At 72.2% G+C, this 14,596-nt stretch carries 10 protein-coding genes; 4 read left to right on the forward strand and 6 right to left on the reverse strand.

What is annotated here, in order from left to right; all coding sequences use genetic code 11:
• Positions 1–4: 4 nt before the first annotated feature.
• The 3 genes from ABTZ91_RS28170 to ABTZ91_RS28180 all read right to left on the reverse strand — a co-directional run bounded on the left by ABTZ91_RS28170 (position 5) and on the right by ABTZ91_RS28180 (position 3,607).
• Entirely contained in the window at positions 5–343 is a 339-nt protein-coding gene (locus ABTZ91_RS28170; RefSeq protein WP_004924863.1) for a P-II family nitrogen regulator, read from the reverse strand.
• Positions 340–1,695, reverse strand: a complete 1,356-nt coding sequence (locus tag ABTZ91_RS28175) for an ammonium transporter (RefSeq protein WP_352080029.1) — start codon at positions 1,693–1,695, stop codon at positions 340–342. The genes ABTZ91_RS28170 and ABTZ91_RS28175 overlap by 4 nt, the downstream gene beginning before the upstream one ends.
• 436 nt (positions 1,696–2,131) lie before the next feature.
• Entirely contained in the window at positions 2,132–3,607 is a 1,476-nt protein-coding gene (locus ABTZ91_RS28180; RefSeq protein ID WP_352080030.1) for a hypothetical protein, read from the reverse strand.
• A 412-nt stretch (positions 3,608–4,019) separates the two neighbouring features.
• Here ABTZ91_RS28180 and ABTZ91_RS28185 point away from each other — a divergent pair, with 412 nt between their 5' ends.
• On the forward strand, positions 4,020–4,673 hold the full coding sequence (locus ABTZ91_RS28185) for a bifunctional DNA primase/polymerase (RefSeq protein ID WP_352080031.1): 654 nt from the start codon (positions 4,020–4,022) through the stop codon (positions 4,671–4,673).
• 170 nt (positions 4,674–4,843) lie between these two features.
• Here ABTZ91_RS28185 and ftsY read toward each other — a convergent pair whose 3' ends face one another.
• Positions 4,844–6,061, reverse strand: coding sequence for a signal recognition particle-docking protein FtsY (ftsY, locus tag ABTZ91_RS28190; protein WP_352080032.1), 1,218 nt, complete (start codon positions 6,059–6,061; stop codon positions 4,844–4,846).
• An 86-nt stretch (positions 6,062–6,147) separates the two neighbouring features.
• Here ftsY and ABTZ91_RS28195 point away from each other — a divergent pair, with 86 nt between their 5' ends.
• The 3 genes from ABTZ91_RS28195 to ABTZ91_RS28205 are packed head-to-tail and all read left to right on the forward strand — an operon-like array spanning position 6,148 to position 9,203.
• On the forward strand, positions 6,148–7,626 hold the full coding sequence (locus tag ABTZ91_RS28195; protein WP_352080033.1) for a cytosine permease: 1,479 nt from the start codon (positions 6,148–6,150) through the stop codon (positions 7,624–7,626).
• 53 nt (positions 7,627–7,679) lie between these two features.
• Positions 7,680–8,672, forward strand: coding sequence for an LLM class flavin-dependent oxidoreductase (locus ABTZ91_RS28200; protein WP_352080034.1), 993 nt, complete (start codon positions 7,680–7,682; stop codon positions 8,670–8,672).
• A 60-nt stretch (positions 8,673–8,732) separates the two neighbouring features.
• The gene (locus tag ABTZ91_RS28205; RefSeq protein WP_352080035.1) at positions 8,733–9,203 is read left to right on the forward strand and encodes a hypothetical protein; all 471 of its coding nucleotides are present in this window, start codon (positions 8,733–8,735) and stop codon (positions 9,201–9,203) included.
• Between the two features lie 99 nt (positions 9,204–9,302).
• On the opposite strand, the gene ABTZ91_RS28210 is transcribed toward ABTZ91_RS28205, so the two are convergent.
• Positions 9,303–10,736, reverse strand: coding sequence for a sugar porter family MFS transporter (locus ABTZ91_RS28210; RefSeq protein WP_352080036.1), 1,434 nt, complete (start codon positions 10,734–10,736; stop codon positions 9,303–9,305).
• Between the two features lie 206 nt (positions 10,737–10,942).
• Entirely contained in the window at positions 10,943–14,506 is a 3,564-nt protein-coding gene (gene smc, locus ABTZ91_RS28215; protein ID WP_352080037.1) for a chromosome segregation protein SMC, read from the reverse strand.
• Between the last annotated feature and the right edge of the window lie 90 nt (positions 14,507–14,596).

Consider the following 14,596-nt stretch of genomic DNA (forward strand, 5'->3'; position numbering starts at 1 on the left):
TGCTCTACAGCGCGTCCGGTCCGCGTTCGCCGGTGCGGACCCGTACGGCGGTCTCGACCGGCACGCTCCACACCTTTCCGTCACCGATCTTGCCGGTGCGGGCGGCCTTCACGACGACGTCGATGAGCTGTTCGGCGTCGTCGTCCTCGACGAGGACCTCGATGCGGATCTTGGGGACGAGGTCGACGGTGTACTCGGCGCCGCGGTAGACCTCGGTGTGGCCGCGCTGGCGTCCGTAGCCGCTGGCCTCGGTGACGGTGAGCCCGTGGACGCCGAAGGCCTGGAGGGCTTCCTTGATCTCGTCGAGCCGGTGCGGCTTGACGACCGCGGTGATGAGCTTCATGCGTCCACCTTCTTGTTCTCCGTCGGGGCGGGGGCGGGGGCGGCGCTGGTGGCGGCGGTGCGTCCGGCGATGCCGCCGCCGGCCCCGCTGAAGTCGTATGCGGTCTCGGCGTGCTCGACCTGGTCGATGCCGGCGACCTCGTCGTCCTCGCTGACCCGCATCCCCATCGTCTTGTCGATGATCAGGGCGAGGATCGCGGAGGCGATCAGAGAGTAGGCGAGGACGGAGAAGACTCCGATGGCCTGCTTGCCGAGCTGTTCGAGGCCGCCGCCGTAGAAGAGGCCCTTGGCGTCGGACTGGACGCCGCCGGTGGCGAAGAAGCCGACGAGGAGGGAGCCGATGACGCCGCCGACGAGGTGGACGCCGATGACGTCGAGGGAGTCGTCGTAGCCGAACTTGTACTTGAGGCCGACGGCCATGGCGCAGACCAGACCGGCGACGGCGCCGATGGCGAGGGCGCCGAGCGGGGAGCAGGAGCCGCCGGCGGGGGTGATGGCGACGAGGCCGGCGACGGCGCCGGAGGCGGCGCCGAGGGTGGTGAAGGAGCCGTGGCGGAGCTTCTCGTAGATCAGCCAGGCGAGCATGGCGGCGGCGGTGGCGACCTGGGTGTTGACGAACATGACGGCGCCGACGCCGTCGTCGTTGCCGAGCCAGGATCCGGCGTTGAAGCCGAACCAGCCGAACCAGAGCAGGCCGGCGCCGAGCATGACCAGCGGGAGGCTGTGCGGGCGCATCGGGTCCTTCTTGAAGCCGACGCGCTTGCCGATGACGAGGATCACGCCGAGGGCGGCGGCGCCGGCGTTGATGTGGACGGCGGTGCCGCCGGCGAAGTCGATGACGCCCATCTCGAAGAGCCAGCCGCCGGTGCCCCAGACCCAGTGGGCGACGGGGAAGTAGACGATCGTGGCCCACAGGGTGATGAAGAGGGCCCAGGCGGTGAACTTGACGCGGTCGGCGAGGGCGCCGCTGATGAGGGCGGGGGTGATGATCGCGAACATCAGCTGGAAGACGGCGAAGACGTACACCGGGATGGTGTAGCCGGGCCAGAGTTCGGTGATGCCGATGCCGCTGAGGCCGACGTAGTCGGAGGACCAGCCGACGAGCGAGGCGGAGTCGGTGCCGAAGGCGATGCTGAAGCCGTAGAGCACCCACAGGATCGTGACGATCCCGAGGCTGATGAAGCTCATCATCAGCATGTTGAGGGTGGACTTCACGCGGACCATGCCTCCGTAGAAGAAGGCGAGGGCCGGGGTCATCAGCATGACCAGGGCGGAGCAGATGAGCATGAACCCGGTGTTGGCTGCGGAGAGCGTGGGCTCGCCAGCGGCCAGGGTCGTGATGGCTGCTGCCATCGGCGTCTCCTCGTCGTCGGTACGGCCTGTGCGGGGGCGGGGCCGAAGAGCGGCTCGGCCATGAGGGGTGGCCGGTTATGCGCCAGAGATTCGCGCAGCGCGGTTTCCGCCGATGCCGCTCGATGTTTCGCCGCAGTGACGAAGGGGCGGGGCGTGTTACGCGGCCGTGAACGCCAGGGTCACGGAGATGTAACGGGCGTACCATCCGGGGCCCCGGGCCGACCGGTGCCGCGGCCGGGACGGGACGGGAACGGGACGGAAGGCGGCCGGGACCGGGGCCGGTACGGGATGGACGCGGCCGGGACGGGATGAGGACGGGGCCGGGAACGGGCCGGCCGCGCCTGCCGTCCGTATGTCCTTGCGGCGGGGGAGCCGAGTCGGGCTTTACGGGACGGCCGGCGCGGCCGGGGTCTTGGGGCGGGCGGTCGGGGCCCGGTCAGACGGCCTCGGCCGTCTCGGGGAGCAGGGCGGTGAGCCGGTCGGTGAGCTGGACGACTTCGGCGACGTCGCCGAAGTCGCGGGCGGCGGTGTCGACGGTCTTGCGCAGCCGGGTGTTGACCCGTTCGGAGCGGACCCGGCGGGCGACGGTGAGGGCCTTCTCGGCGAGGACGACGGACTGCTCGGGTTCCCGCTTGAGGAGGTGGACGGTGGCCATGCCGATGAGGTTGAGGGCGTAGCTGCGCTGGTGCTCGGGGTCCTTCTCGAAGAGTTCGACGGCCCGTTCCATGAGGGGTTCGGCGAGGGAGGCGTACGTCGGGGAGCGTCCGGCGACGTAGGCGAGGTCGCGGTAGGAGTGGGAGTTCTCGCCGTTGAGCTCGGCCTCGGAGAAGAAGCGGATCCAGTCGGGCTCGGGCTCGCCGTCGAGGCCGACGTCGGCGAAGGTGTCCTCGGCCATGCGGACGGCCCGCTTGCACTTGGAGGGCTGGCCCATGTTGGCGTAGGCGCGGGCCTCCATCGCATACAGCATGGCCTGGGTGCGCGGGGTGGCGCAGTCGCGACTGCCGTACTGGGCGAGGTGGATGAGTTCGAGGGCGTCGTCGGGCCGGCCGAGGTGGATCATCTGGCGGCTCATGGAGGAGAGGATGTACGAGCCGAGGGGCTTGTCGCCGGCCTCCTTGGCGGCGTGCAGGGCGAGCACGAAGTACTTCTGGGCGGTGGGCTGGAGGCCCACGTCGTAGCTCATCCAGCCGGCGAGCTCGGCCAGTTCGGCGGCGCAGCGGAACAGGCGCTGGGCGGTGGCGGCGGGCTGGGGCTCCTGGAGGAGGTCGGTGACCTCGTGGAGCTGGCCGACGACGGCCTTGCGGCGCAGTCCGCCGCCGCACTGGGCGTCCCACTGGCGGAACATGGCGGTGGTGGATTCGAGGAGGTCGAGCTCGACCGGGGAGAGCCGGTGCGTGCGCCGTTCCTCGCCGGGGCCTTCGGTCCGCCCGGGTTCGCCGGCCGGGGTGGGCACGAGCCAGCGCTGCATGGGTTCGATGAGGGCGGGTCCGGCGGCCAGGGAGAGCGAGGAGCCGAGGAAGCCGCGGCGGGCGAGCATCAGGTCGCTGCGGGAGAACTCGCTGAGCAGGGAGACGGTCTGGGGGCCGGCCCAGGGCAGGTCGACGCCGGACACGGACGGCGACTGGTGGGCGGTGCGCAGGCCGAGGTCCTCGATGGCGACGACGGAGCCGAAGCGCTCGGAGAAGAGTTCGGACAGGATCCGCGGGATGGGCTCGCGGGGCTGTTCGCCGTCGAGCCAGCGGCGCACCCGGGAGGTGTCGGTGGAGATGTGGTGCGCGCCCATCTGGCGTGCCCTGCGGTTCACCTGGCGCGCCAGCTCGCCCTTCGACCAGCCGCTGCGCACGAACCACGAGCCCAGCTGCTCGTTGGGGCGCTTGCCGGCAGTCGTACCGTCTGCGCCGTTGCCGCCCACTGGAACGCCCCCATCCACCTGATGTCGTCTGCGAACCCCTGAAAGGATGCCGTGTTCCCGGGAGTCCGTCCGGCGTTTCTACCCCTTCGAACGGAAAACCGGGTTGCCTCCGGCATACCCGTGCGTGGATTCCACCCCGGGTTTCGTGTACCGAAGGTAATCCCACGATCACCCGTCTGGCATGGCGTTTCAAGAAACGCCACCATTCGCCACCCCTTCGAATGAACTCGCCGCGCCCGGAACGCGATTCACTTGACATGCGACGGAACGGGGTCGGCGGACCGCAGCGCGGGGAGGCGTGCGCGGCGGTGCGTACCACCGGCCGCACCACCGCACGCCCCTGGTGGCGACGGAGGGTGGCGGTGGACCTCCGGTCCGTAACCACCGGCGCGTCCGACCCGTTGGAGGGGGCATGGGCTTCACGATCGGCGGCATTCGTGAGATGCGGTCCGGCTCACGTCGCCGCGTACGCACCACGGAGTGCACAGCGGTGGCCGAGTACACCGGGCTGTGGGGCTGGGACGTGGTCCCGGGAGCGCGGGCGGCCGGCGGCCGCTGTTCGTGCGGCGATCCCGGCTGTACGGCTCCGGGGGCGCATCCGCTCGGCTTCGCCGAGCCGGTCCCGGCGGGCGCGGGCCTCGACGAGGCGACGCGGGCGTGGTCGCGGGTTCCGGGGGCGGCGATCCTGCTGCCGGTCGGCCGCTCCTTCGACGTCATCGAGGTGGCCGAGGCGGCGGGCCGGCGGGCGCTGGTGCGTCTGGAGCGGATGGGGCTGCCGCTGGGTCCGGTGTGCGCGACGCCGACGGGGCGGGCGCAGTTCTTCGTGGCTCCGGGCGCGGCGGCCGAGCTGCCGGAGCTGCTGTACCGGATGGGCTGGGACGACGCCGATCTCGATCTGCACTGCCTGGGCCCGGGCGCCCATCTCACCGCCCCGCCCTCGGACCTCGGCGGTCTCGGCCCGGTCCGCTGGCTGCGCCCGCCGACCCTGGACACGGCGGGTGCGCCGCCGCAGGCCCGGCTGCTCCTGGGGACGCTGGCGTACATCTGCCACCGGACGCACTTCTAGGACCGGCCACACGAGGCCGGCCGCACGAGGACCGCACGAGGACCGGCCCCACGAGGACCGCACGAGACCGGCCGCACGAGGACCGGCCCCACGGAGAAGGGCCCCTGCCGTTGAGCTGCGGCAGGGGCCCTTCTCGTACGGGCGGGACGCCCGGCGCTCGCGTCGGCGCGTCAGTCGCCGATCAGGGCGTCGACGAACGCGCCCGGCTCGAAGGGGGCCAGGTCGTCCGGGCCCTCGCCCAGGCCGACCAGCTTGACCGGGACGCCCAGCTCGCGCTGGACGGCGACGACGATGCCGCCCTTGGCGGTGCCGTCGAGCTTGGTCAGGACGATGCCGGTGATGTCGACCACCTCGGCGAAGACCCGGGCCTGGATGAGGCCGTTCTGGCCGGTGGTGGCGTCGAGGACGAGGAGGACCTCGTCGAGCGGGCCGTGCTTCTCGACGACGCGCTTGACCTTGCCGAGCTCGTCCATGAGGCCGGTCTTGGTGTGCAGGCGGCCGGCGGTGTCGATGAGGACGACGTCGGCCTTCTCGGCGATGCCCTCCTTCACGGCGTCGTACGCGATGGAGGCCGGGTCGCCGCCCTCGGGGCCGCGCACGGTGCGCGCGCCGACCCGCTCGCCCCAGGTCTGGAGCTGGTCGGCGGCGGCGGCACGGAAGGTGTCGGCGGCGCCGAGGACGACGGACTTGCCGTCGGCGACCAGGACGCGGGCCAGCTTGCCGGTGGTGGTGGTCTTGCCGGTGCCGTTGACGCCGACGACCATCACGACGCCCGGGACGTCCTCGGGGCTCTCGGTCTTCACCGTGCGGTCGAGGTCGGGGCCGAGGAGGGCGACGAGCTCCTCGCGGAGCAGGCCGCGCAGCTCTTCGGGGGTGCGGGTGCCGAGGACCCTGACGCGCTCGCGCAGCCGCTCGACGAGCTCCTGGGTGGGGGCGACGCCGACGTCGGCGGTGAGGAGGGTCTCCTCGATCTCCTCCCAGGTGTCCTCGTCGAGGTGCTCGCGGGACAGGAGCGTGAGCAGCCCCTTGCCGAGCGAGTTCTGGGAGCGGGCGAGCCGGGCCCGGAGCCGTACGAGACGGCCGGCGGTGGGCTCGGGCACCTCGATGGCGGGGGCCTCGGGGGCGGGCGGCTCCTCGACGACGACCGGGGCCTTCGGGGCCTCGGCGGTGGGGAGCTCGACCTCCTCGACGGTGCGGCGTGGTTCTTCCCGCGGTGTCTCCGCCTCGTCGCCGACGTGCGGTTCGGCGGGCGGAGCGGTGAGGGTCGGCGTGGTGGACGGCGGCTCGGCCGGCGGCAGCTGCTTCTTCTTGCGACCGCTGATCACGAGCCCGCTGGTCACGGCGACCGCGACGACGAGAGCGATGACTACAGCAAGGATGAGTTCCATAACGGTCCCAGTATCGGCCACGAGGGCGCCGGAGGCGGAGCACGTAGAGTGGTGGTTCCCCCCCATCTGTACGACGGAGTACCCCTATGCCCCACGCGCCCGAGACCGAAGGCGTGCCGAGCGGCGGCACGCTGGAGAGCCGCGGCCTCGAACCCGTGCCCGACGCCGAGCGGACCGGCCGGGTCCGTGAGCTCTTCCCGACCTGGGTCGCCGCCAACATCAGTGTGCTGCTGCTCACCATGGGCGCGGGGCTGATCGTGTTCAACGGCCTGAACTTCTGGCAGGTGCTGCTGGTGGCGGTGGCCGCGCCGGTCCTGTCGTACGGGATCGTGGGTGTGATCTCGATCGCGGGGAAGCGTGGTGGCGCGCCGGGCATGGCGCTGTCGCGGGCGGTGTTCGGCCAGCGAGGAAACCTTTTTCCTGGGTCGTTGATCTGGGTGGCCCGCTGGGGCTGGGAGACCATCAACGCGGTCACCGGCGCCTACGCGGTGCTGACGGTGCTGGACCTGCTGTTCGGCGTGAAGTCGAACACGTTCCTCATCGTGGTGACGCTGCTGGCCTTCGTCTCCTGCACCTTCCTGGTGTCCGGGCTCGGGATCAACGCGCTGCGGGTGTGCAGCACCTGGTCGACGTACCTCTTCGGCGCGTTCTCGGTGCTGGTGCTGGTCCATCTGGTGGCGAACACCGACTGGTCGGCGGTCTTCGCCAAGCCGGCCGGGTCGACGGCGATGCTGATCGCCGGCATCGGCACGATCGCGGCGGGCGGCATCAGCTGGGTGCCGTCGGGCCCGGACTTCACCCGCTATCTGCCGCGTACCGCGTCCTCGAAGGCCGTGGTCGGCTCGACGGTCGGCGGCGCGGGGATCGTCGTGCTGCCGATGGTGCTGATGGGCGCCGTGATGGCGGTGTCGACGCCGGACCTGGCCTCGGCGCAGGACCCGGTGTCCTTCATCGGCGCGCTGCTGCCGGCGTGGATCTCGGTGCCGTACCTGCTGATCGCCCTGATCGGGATGCTGCTGATCAACTCGATGTCGATGTACTCGGCCGGATTCACCGCGCAGACCCTCGGCATCAAGGTGTCGCGGGCGGCGGCGGTGAGCGTGAACGCGGTGATCAGCCTGGTCTTCGGCTTCCTGCTGATGGTGGTGGCGACCAGCTTCATCGGCTCGTTCATCTCCTTCCTGACGCTGCTGGCGGTGGCGTTCTCGGCGTGGATCGGCGTCTTCGGCGTGGACATGCTGCGCCGGACGTCGTACGACGCGGAGGCGCTGATGGACACGGGGCGGACGAGCGCCTACTGGTACCGGGGCGGCTTCGCCTGGCAGGCGATGACGGCGTGGGCCGTGGCGCTGGTGGCGGGTCTGCTGTTCACGAAGGTGGACTGGTTCGCGGGGCCGCTGGCGTCCTCGTGGATCGGCCGGAACGGGCTCGGCTGGGCGGCGACGATCGTGGTGGCGGCGGTGCTGTACGCGGTGCTGCCGAGGGACCGCGCGGCGGCGGCCGGGGCCGTGGAGCCCGCCGGGTCCGCCGGTTCCGCCGAGGCGCGCGAGACCGTTTCCATCTGACGCTTCGTCAGCTACCGTCCCCCTCCACGAGCACCTGTGGAGGGGGACTTCCCATGCCGTTCACCGTCGTCCGCTTCAACCTCGTCGACCCGCACGCCGATCCGGTCTCCCTCTCGGCGCGCTACCGGGCGGCCGTGGAGATGGCGGCCCACGCCGACGCGCACGGGGTCGACACCGTGCAGACCGAGGAGCACCACGGGGCGGCGAACAACTGGCTCCCCTCCCCCTTCGTCTTCGCGGGCGCGGTCTTCGGGGCGACGAGGAGGATCGCGGTGACCGTGTCGGCGATCATCGGCCCGCTGCACGACCCGCTGCGGCTCGCGGAGGAGATCGCGGTCCTGGACCTGCTGAGCGGGGGCCGGCTCGTGACGGTGGCGGGGATCGGCTACCGGCCGCGGGAGTACGAGGAGCGCGGGGTCGACTGGGGGCGGCGCGGCCGGCTCCAGGACGAGCTGCTGGAGACCCTGCTCGCGGCCTGGTCCGGCGAGCCCTTCACGTATCGGGGCCGTACGGTTCGGATCACCCCGCGGCCCGTCACCCGGCCGCACCCGCTGCTGCTCGTCGGGGGTTCGTCGAGGGCGGCGGCCCGCCGGGCGGCCCGGCTCGGCCTCCCGCTCTTCCCGAGCGCGCACCTGCCGGAGCTGGAGACGTACTACCGGGAGCAGTGCGCCGCGTACGGGACGGAGGGCTGGACGATGATGCCGGCCGAGGTGACCCCGCTGCTGCACGTGTCGGAGGACCCGGAGAGGACCTGGGCCGCGTACGGGCAGCACTTCCTGCACGAGGCGCGGACCTACGCGTCCTGGCAGTCGAAGGACATCCGCTCGGCGGTGCGCTCGCGCGCGACGACGGTGGCGGAGCTGCGGGCGGAGGGGGTGTACCGGGTGGTGACGCCCGAGGAGTGCGTGAGGCTCGGGCGGGAGCTGGAGAGTCTGGTGCTGCATCCCCTGTGCGGCGGGATGCCGGTCGAGGAGGGGTGGCGGAGCGTCGGGCTGTTCTGCGACCGGGTGCTGCCGGGGCTGGGGGCCGGGGACGTCACCTCCTAGCGCCGGTGTCGTACGCGAACGGCTTGCCAAGTGGGCCGCGCCGCGCCAGTGTTCGCTGTCGTGATCAGTCAGATAGTGACCCTCGTCGGCGTCCTCGCCGGTGCCCTGACCTCGTTCCTCGTGACCTCCGTGGCCGAACGGACACGGCACCGCCGGACCATGGCGACGCGCTGGGACGAGCGCAAGCTCGCCACCTACATCGAGTACGCCGAGTGCGTGAAGGAGATATCCAGTACGGCCAAGCGGGCCCGCCAGGCGGCGGAGGGGTCGGACGAACGCGCGGACTACCTGGCCCGCATGGAGACGGCCGAGCTGCGGCGGTCCGTGCTGTTCGAGACCCTCGTCCTGCTGGCCTCGCCGGCGGCGATCGAGGCCGCCCACGAGGTGAACCTCGCCCTGTGGCGGGAGGAGATCGCCACCAGGAACGGTGAGGGGGGCGACGAGGAGGGTGAGCTGATCGAGCTGATGAACCGCTATCACGAGCGGGCCCGTGCGGATCTGGGCGTCGCGAGCGGTGGCCTGGCGGCGTAGCGGGAGTGCGTCCCGGCCGGTGACGCCGGACCGCCCCGGTGCCGGGTGTGGACCCGGCACCGGGGCGGTCGCGCGTTCCGAGGAGAGGGGCAGCGGGGATTAGCCCATCTCCTCCAACGCCTTGCCCTTGGTCTCCTTGACGAACCTGAGCACGAAGGGGATCGAGAGCACGGCGAAGATCGTGTAGATCACGTAGGTGCCGGAGAGGTTCCAGTCCGCGAGGGACGGGAAGCTGGCGGTGATGGCCCAGTTGGCGATCCACTGGGCGGAGGCGGCGACGCCGAGGGCGGCGGCGCGGATGCGGTTGGGGAACATCTCGCCGAGGAAGACCCAGACGACCACGCCCCACGACAGGGCGAAGAAGAGCACGAAGACGTGGGCGGCGACGAGGGCCACGACGCCCTGGGTCTCGGGCAGCTTGCCGTCGACGAGGTCGGCGGAGAAGGCCCAGGCCTCGACGGCGAGGGCGAGGGCCATGCCGGCGGAGCCGACGAGGGCGAGCGGCCGGCGGCCGACCCGGTCGACGAGGACCATCGCGATCACGGTGCCGATGATGTTGATGATCGACGTGGTGAAGGAGTAGAAGAACGAGCTCGACGGGTCGATGCCGACGGACTGCCAGAGCGTCGCGGAGTAGTAGAAGGCGACGTTGATGCCGACGAGCTGCTGGAAGACGGAGAGTCCGATGCCGACCCAGACGATGGGCAGCAGCCGGGACTTCGAGCCGGCGACGAGCAGGTCCTTGAAGGTGGACTTGTGCTCGCGACGCATGGCCTGGTCGATCTCGGCGACCCGGCGGTCCAGGTCGACGCCGTGGCCCTCGACCTCGGCGAGCACCTCCTTGGCCTTGTCGACGCGGCCGACGGAGATGAGGAAGCGGGGCGACTCGGGGATGGCGAACGAGAGCAGGCCGTAGAGGAGCGCGGGCACGACCATCACGCCGAGCATCCACTGCCAGGCCTCCAGGCCCGCGATCTCACCGCGCTGGTCGCCGTCGGCGAGCTGGAGGATGCCGTAGTTGACCAGCTGCGAGATGGCGATGCCGATGACGATGGCGGCCTGCTGGAAGGAGCCGAGGCGGCCTCGGTAGGCGGCGGGGGCGACCTCGGCGATGTAGGCGGGGCCGATCACGGAGGCCATGCCGATGGCGAAGCCGCCGACGATCCGCCAGAAGGCCAGGTCCCACAGGGCGAAGGGGAGCGCGGAGCCGACGGCGCTGATGGTGAACAGGACGGCGGCGATCTGCATGCAGCGGATCCGGCCGATGCGGTCGGCCATGCGGCCCGCGGTGGCGGCGCCGATGGCGCAGCCGATCAGGGCGATGGCGATGACCTGGGCGAGCGTGCCGGAGCCGATGGCGTAGCGGTCGCGGATGGCCTCGACGGCGCCGTTGATGACGGAGCTGTCGTACCCGAAGAGGAAGCCTCCCATCGCGGCCGAGGCCGTGATGAAGATGACGTGTCCGATGTGGTCCGGGTGGGCCGAACGGCCCTCGGACGGAGGCGGTGTGGGCGCCTGCGCGGTGCTGGTCACGGGGACTCCTCGGGGCTCCGGCAGCGTCGCCGGTGCGGTGGGGGGCGAGCCCTTCCAGTGGCGCACAACTTCACGCCGCCCACCACTTGAAGGTAAAAGCAACGTTGCAGAGACTATTCCTTCAGGTTTCGAAGTCAAGAGGGAATGTCGTATGACTTCAAACGCACGGCGTGTCCCCTTGCCTTCAGAAGTTGAAGGTACTGGTCTCAGCGCAGCCGCTGGCTGATGACCTTCGATACCCCGTCGCCCTGCATGGAAACGCCGTACAGCGCGTCGGCGACCTCCATCGTCCGCTTCTGGTGCGTGATCACGATCAGCTGCGAGGACTCCTGGAGCTCCTGCATGATCCGGATCAGCCGCTGCAGGTTGGTGTCGTCGAGCGCCGCCTCGACCTCGTCCATCACGTAGAACGGGCTCGGCCGGGCCTTGAAGATCGACACCAGCAGCGCCACCGCCGTCAGCGAGCGCTCGCCGCCGGACAGCAGCGAGAGCCGCTTGACCTTCTTGCCGGGCGGACGGGCCTCCACGTCGACACCGGTGGTGAGCATGTCGTCCGGGTCGGTCAGCACCAGCCGGCCCTCGCCGCCCGGGAAGAGCCGCGAGAACACGCCCTCGAACTCGCGGGCCGTGTCCCGGTACGCCTCGGTGAACACCTGCTCGACCCGCAGGTCCACCTCCTTCACGACCTGAAGGAGGTCGGCCCTGGTCTTCTTCAGGTCCTCCAGCTGCTCGGAGAGGAACTGGTGCCGCTCCTCCAGGGCGGCGAACTCCTCCAGGGCGAGCGGGTTGACCTTGCCGAGCTGCTGGTACGCCCGTTCGGCGGCCTTGAGCCGCTTCTCCTGCTCCGAACGGACGAAGGGGCGCGGCTGGTTGCGCGGATGGTCGGGGTCCTCAGGAAGCCGTTCGCCCTCGGCGGGCGGCGACGGCGGTACGGGCAGGTGGGGGCCGTACTCGTCGACGAGCGTGGCCGGCTCCACGCCGAGCTCCTCCAGCGCGCGGGTCTCCAGCTGCTCGATCCGCAGCCGCTTCTCCGCGCCGAGGACCTCGCCGCGGTGGACGGAGTCGGTGAGCTTGTCGAGCTCGGCCTTCAGCTCGCGGCCCCGGGCCCGGGCGGACGCGAGGCCCTGCTCGCGGGCGCTCTTGTCGGCCTCGGCGAGGGCGCGTTCCCGCTCGGCGCGGACCAGGGACACCTCGATGTGGGCGAGGAGCTGGCGGGCGCCCGAGGCGACGGCGGCGGCGACCTCGGCCTCGTGGCGCAGCCGCGCCCGGCGCTGTTCGGCGCGCGCCCGTGCCTCGCGCTCGGCGCGGGCCGCCCGGTCCAGGGCGTCGGCCCGTCCGGCCAGGCCCTTGACCCGCTCCTCGTGGGTACGGACCTTGAGCCGGGCCTCCATCTCGGTCTGGCGGGCGTTGGAGCCGTCGATGGCGAGCCGGTCCCGTACGGAGGTGTCGGGCTCCTCGTCGGCCGGGGTCTCCTCGGCGACGAGCAGCCGCTCGGTCAGCTCCTCGGCCTCGACGAGCGCCTTCTCCAGGGCCTCCTGGGCGCGGGAGGCCGCTGCGGCGGCGCGCTCGGCCTCGCCGGCGGCGCCCTTGGCCTGCCCGGCGAGCCGGCCGAGCTGCTGGGCCACGGCCGACTTCTCCCGTTCGGCGCGGCGGCGCCGCTCCCCCAGCTCCTCGACCAGCCGCGCGGCCTCCCGCCTGCGCTCGGCGGCCTGCTCCTGCGCGGCCGCCGACTCCCGGCAGCGCACCTCCAAGCCGGCCAGCTCGGCCGCCGCCTCGTCCACGGACGCCTGCACTTCGAGGAGGCTGGGCGCGCCGGCGGAGCCGCCGTGCGCGAGGTGCGCCCCCAGCAGGTCGCCCTCCGCCGTCACGGCCGTGAGCTCGGGCCGCGCCCGCACGACCTCGACCGCCTCGTCGAGCGTGCCGACCACGACGACGTCCTTCAGCAACCGCCGTACGGCTCCGAGCAGTGCGTCGGGACCGGAGACCAGCCGCACGGCGGGGACGGCGGTGACGCCGCCGACCTCCAGGGCGGCGGGCGGCTCGGCGGCCGGGTCCGGCACGCCCGCGAGCAGCAGGGAGGCGCGGCCGGCGTCCTGTTTGCGCAGGAGGCGCAGGGCCTCCGCGGCGGCGGTGGGGCCGGTGACGGCGAGGGCGTCGGCGGCGGCGCCGAGGGCGGCGGCGAGGGGGAGCTCGTGGCCGGGGACGACGGTGAGGAGTTCGGCGGCCGGGCCGAGCAGGCCGGTGAGATCGGCGGCGAGCAGGGCGCCGGTGCCGTCCTTGCGGCGCAGGCCGAGGGCGAGGGCGTCGTGGCGGGCGCGGGTGGCGGCGCGGGCGCGGTCGGCGGCGGCCGCGGCGTCGCGGGCGGCGGCGAGCGCGGACTCGGCGTCGGCGAGCTCCCGGCGGGCGGCCTCGTAGCGCTCCGCCAGCTCGGTGTCCCCGGCGTCGAGCCCGTCGACCTCGGCCTTCAGCTGCTCGTACTCCTCCTGGGCCCGGACCGCCCGCTCCCCCGCCTCGTCGCGGGCGGCGGCGAGCCGGTCGATCTCGGCCTGGGCGGCGGCGGCGCGCGAGCGGGCCGCGTTGACCTGGCCGTGCAGCCGGGCCAGGCCCTCGCGGCGGTCGGCGATGGCGCGGGCGACGTCCTTGAGGCGGCGTTCCTCGACGACGAGGGCGCGCTCCAGTTCGGCGCGGTGGGCGACCGTGTCCTCCAGGGCGCGCTCGGCGGCCTCCAGGGCGGCCTCCAGCTCGGCCTCCTGTTCGCGGATGCGGGCGGCCTCGCGTTCCATGTCCTCGGGTTCGCGGCCGCGCCGTTCCTCCACGGGCCGGTCGCCGGCGCTCTTCACGCGCGCGTCGGCGAGGGAGATCGTGCCGCGCACCCGCTCGGCGAGCTGCGAGAGCTCGTACCAGGTCTGCTGGGCGCGCTGGAGGCGTGGAGCGAGGCGGCGCACCTCGTCCTCCAGTTCGGCTTCCCTGGTGAGGGCGGCCTTCAGCTCGGCCTCGGTCGCCTCCTTGCGGGCGAGCAGCGCGGCCTCGTCGGCGACCTCGGCCTTCAGGGCCTCCTTGAGGCGTACGAGGTCGTCGGCGAGGAGCCGCAGCCGGGCGTCGCGCAGGTCGGCCTGGATGACGGCGGCGCGGCGGGCGACCTGCGCCTGCCGGCCCAGCGGTTTGAGCTGACGGCGCAGTTCGTCGGTGAGGTCCTGGACGCGGGCCAGGTTGGCCTGCATCGCGTCCAGCTTGCGCAGCGCCTTCTCCTTGCGCTTGCGGTGCTTGAGGACGCCGGCGGCCTCCTCGATGAAGGCGCGGCGGCCCATCGGGTCGGCGTGCAGGACGGAGTCGAGCTGGCCCTGGCCGACGATGACGTGCATCTCGCGGCCGATGCCGGAGTCGGACAGCAGGTCCTGGATGTCGAGCAGGCGGCAGGTGTCGCCGTTGATCTGGTACTCGCTGCTGCCGCCGCGGAACATGATCCGCGTGATGGTGACCTCGGCGTAGTCGATGGGGAGGGCGCCGTCGGAGTTGTCGATGGTCAGCGAGACCTCGGCCCGGCCGAGCGGGGGCCGCCCGGTGGTGCCGGCGAAGATGACGTCCTCCATCTTGCCGCCGCGCAGCGACTTCGCGCCCTGCTCTCCCATGACCCAGGACAGGGCGTCCACGACATTGGACTTGCCGGAGCCGTTGGGGCCGACGACGCAGGTGATCCCCGGTTCGAACCGCAGCGTGGTGGCGGAGGCGAACGACTTGAAACCGCGGAGCGTGAGGGCCTTGAGGTGCACGCCTGCGGACTCTACCCGGGGCCGTGGGTTTCACCTGTGAAGGTGCAGGGCACACCCTCCCCCAAGGAAACCGTGGCACGGGGGGCGTGG

The organism is Streptomyces sp. NPDC126499, assembly GCF_040302485.1.
Lineage (GTDB): Bacteria > Actinomycetota > Actinomycetes > Streptomycetales > Streptomycetaceae > Streptomyces.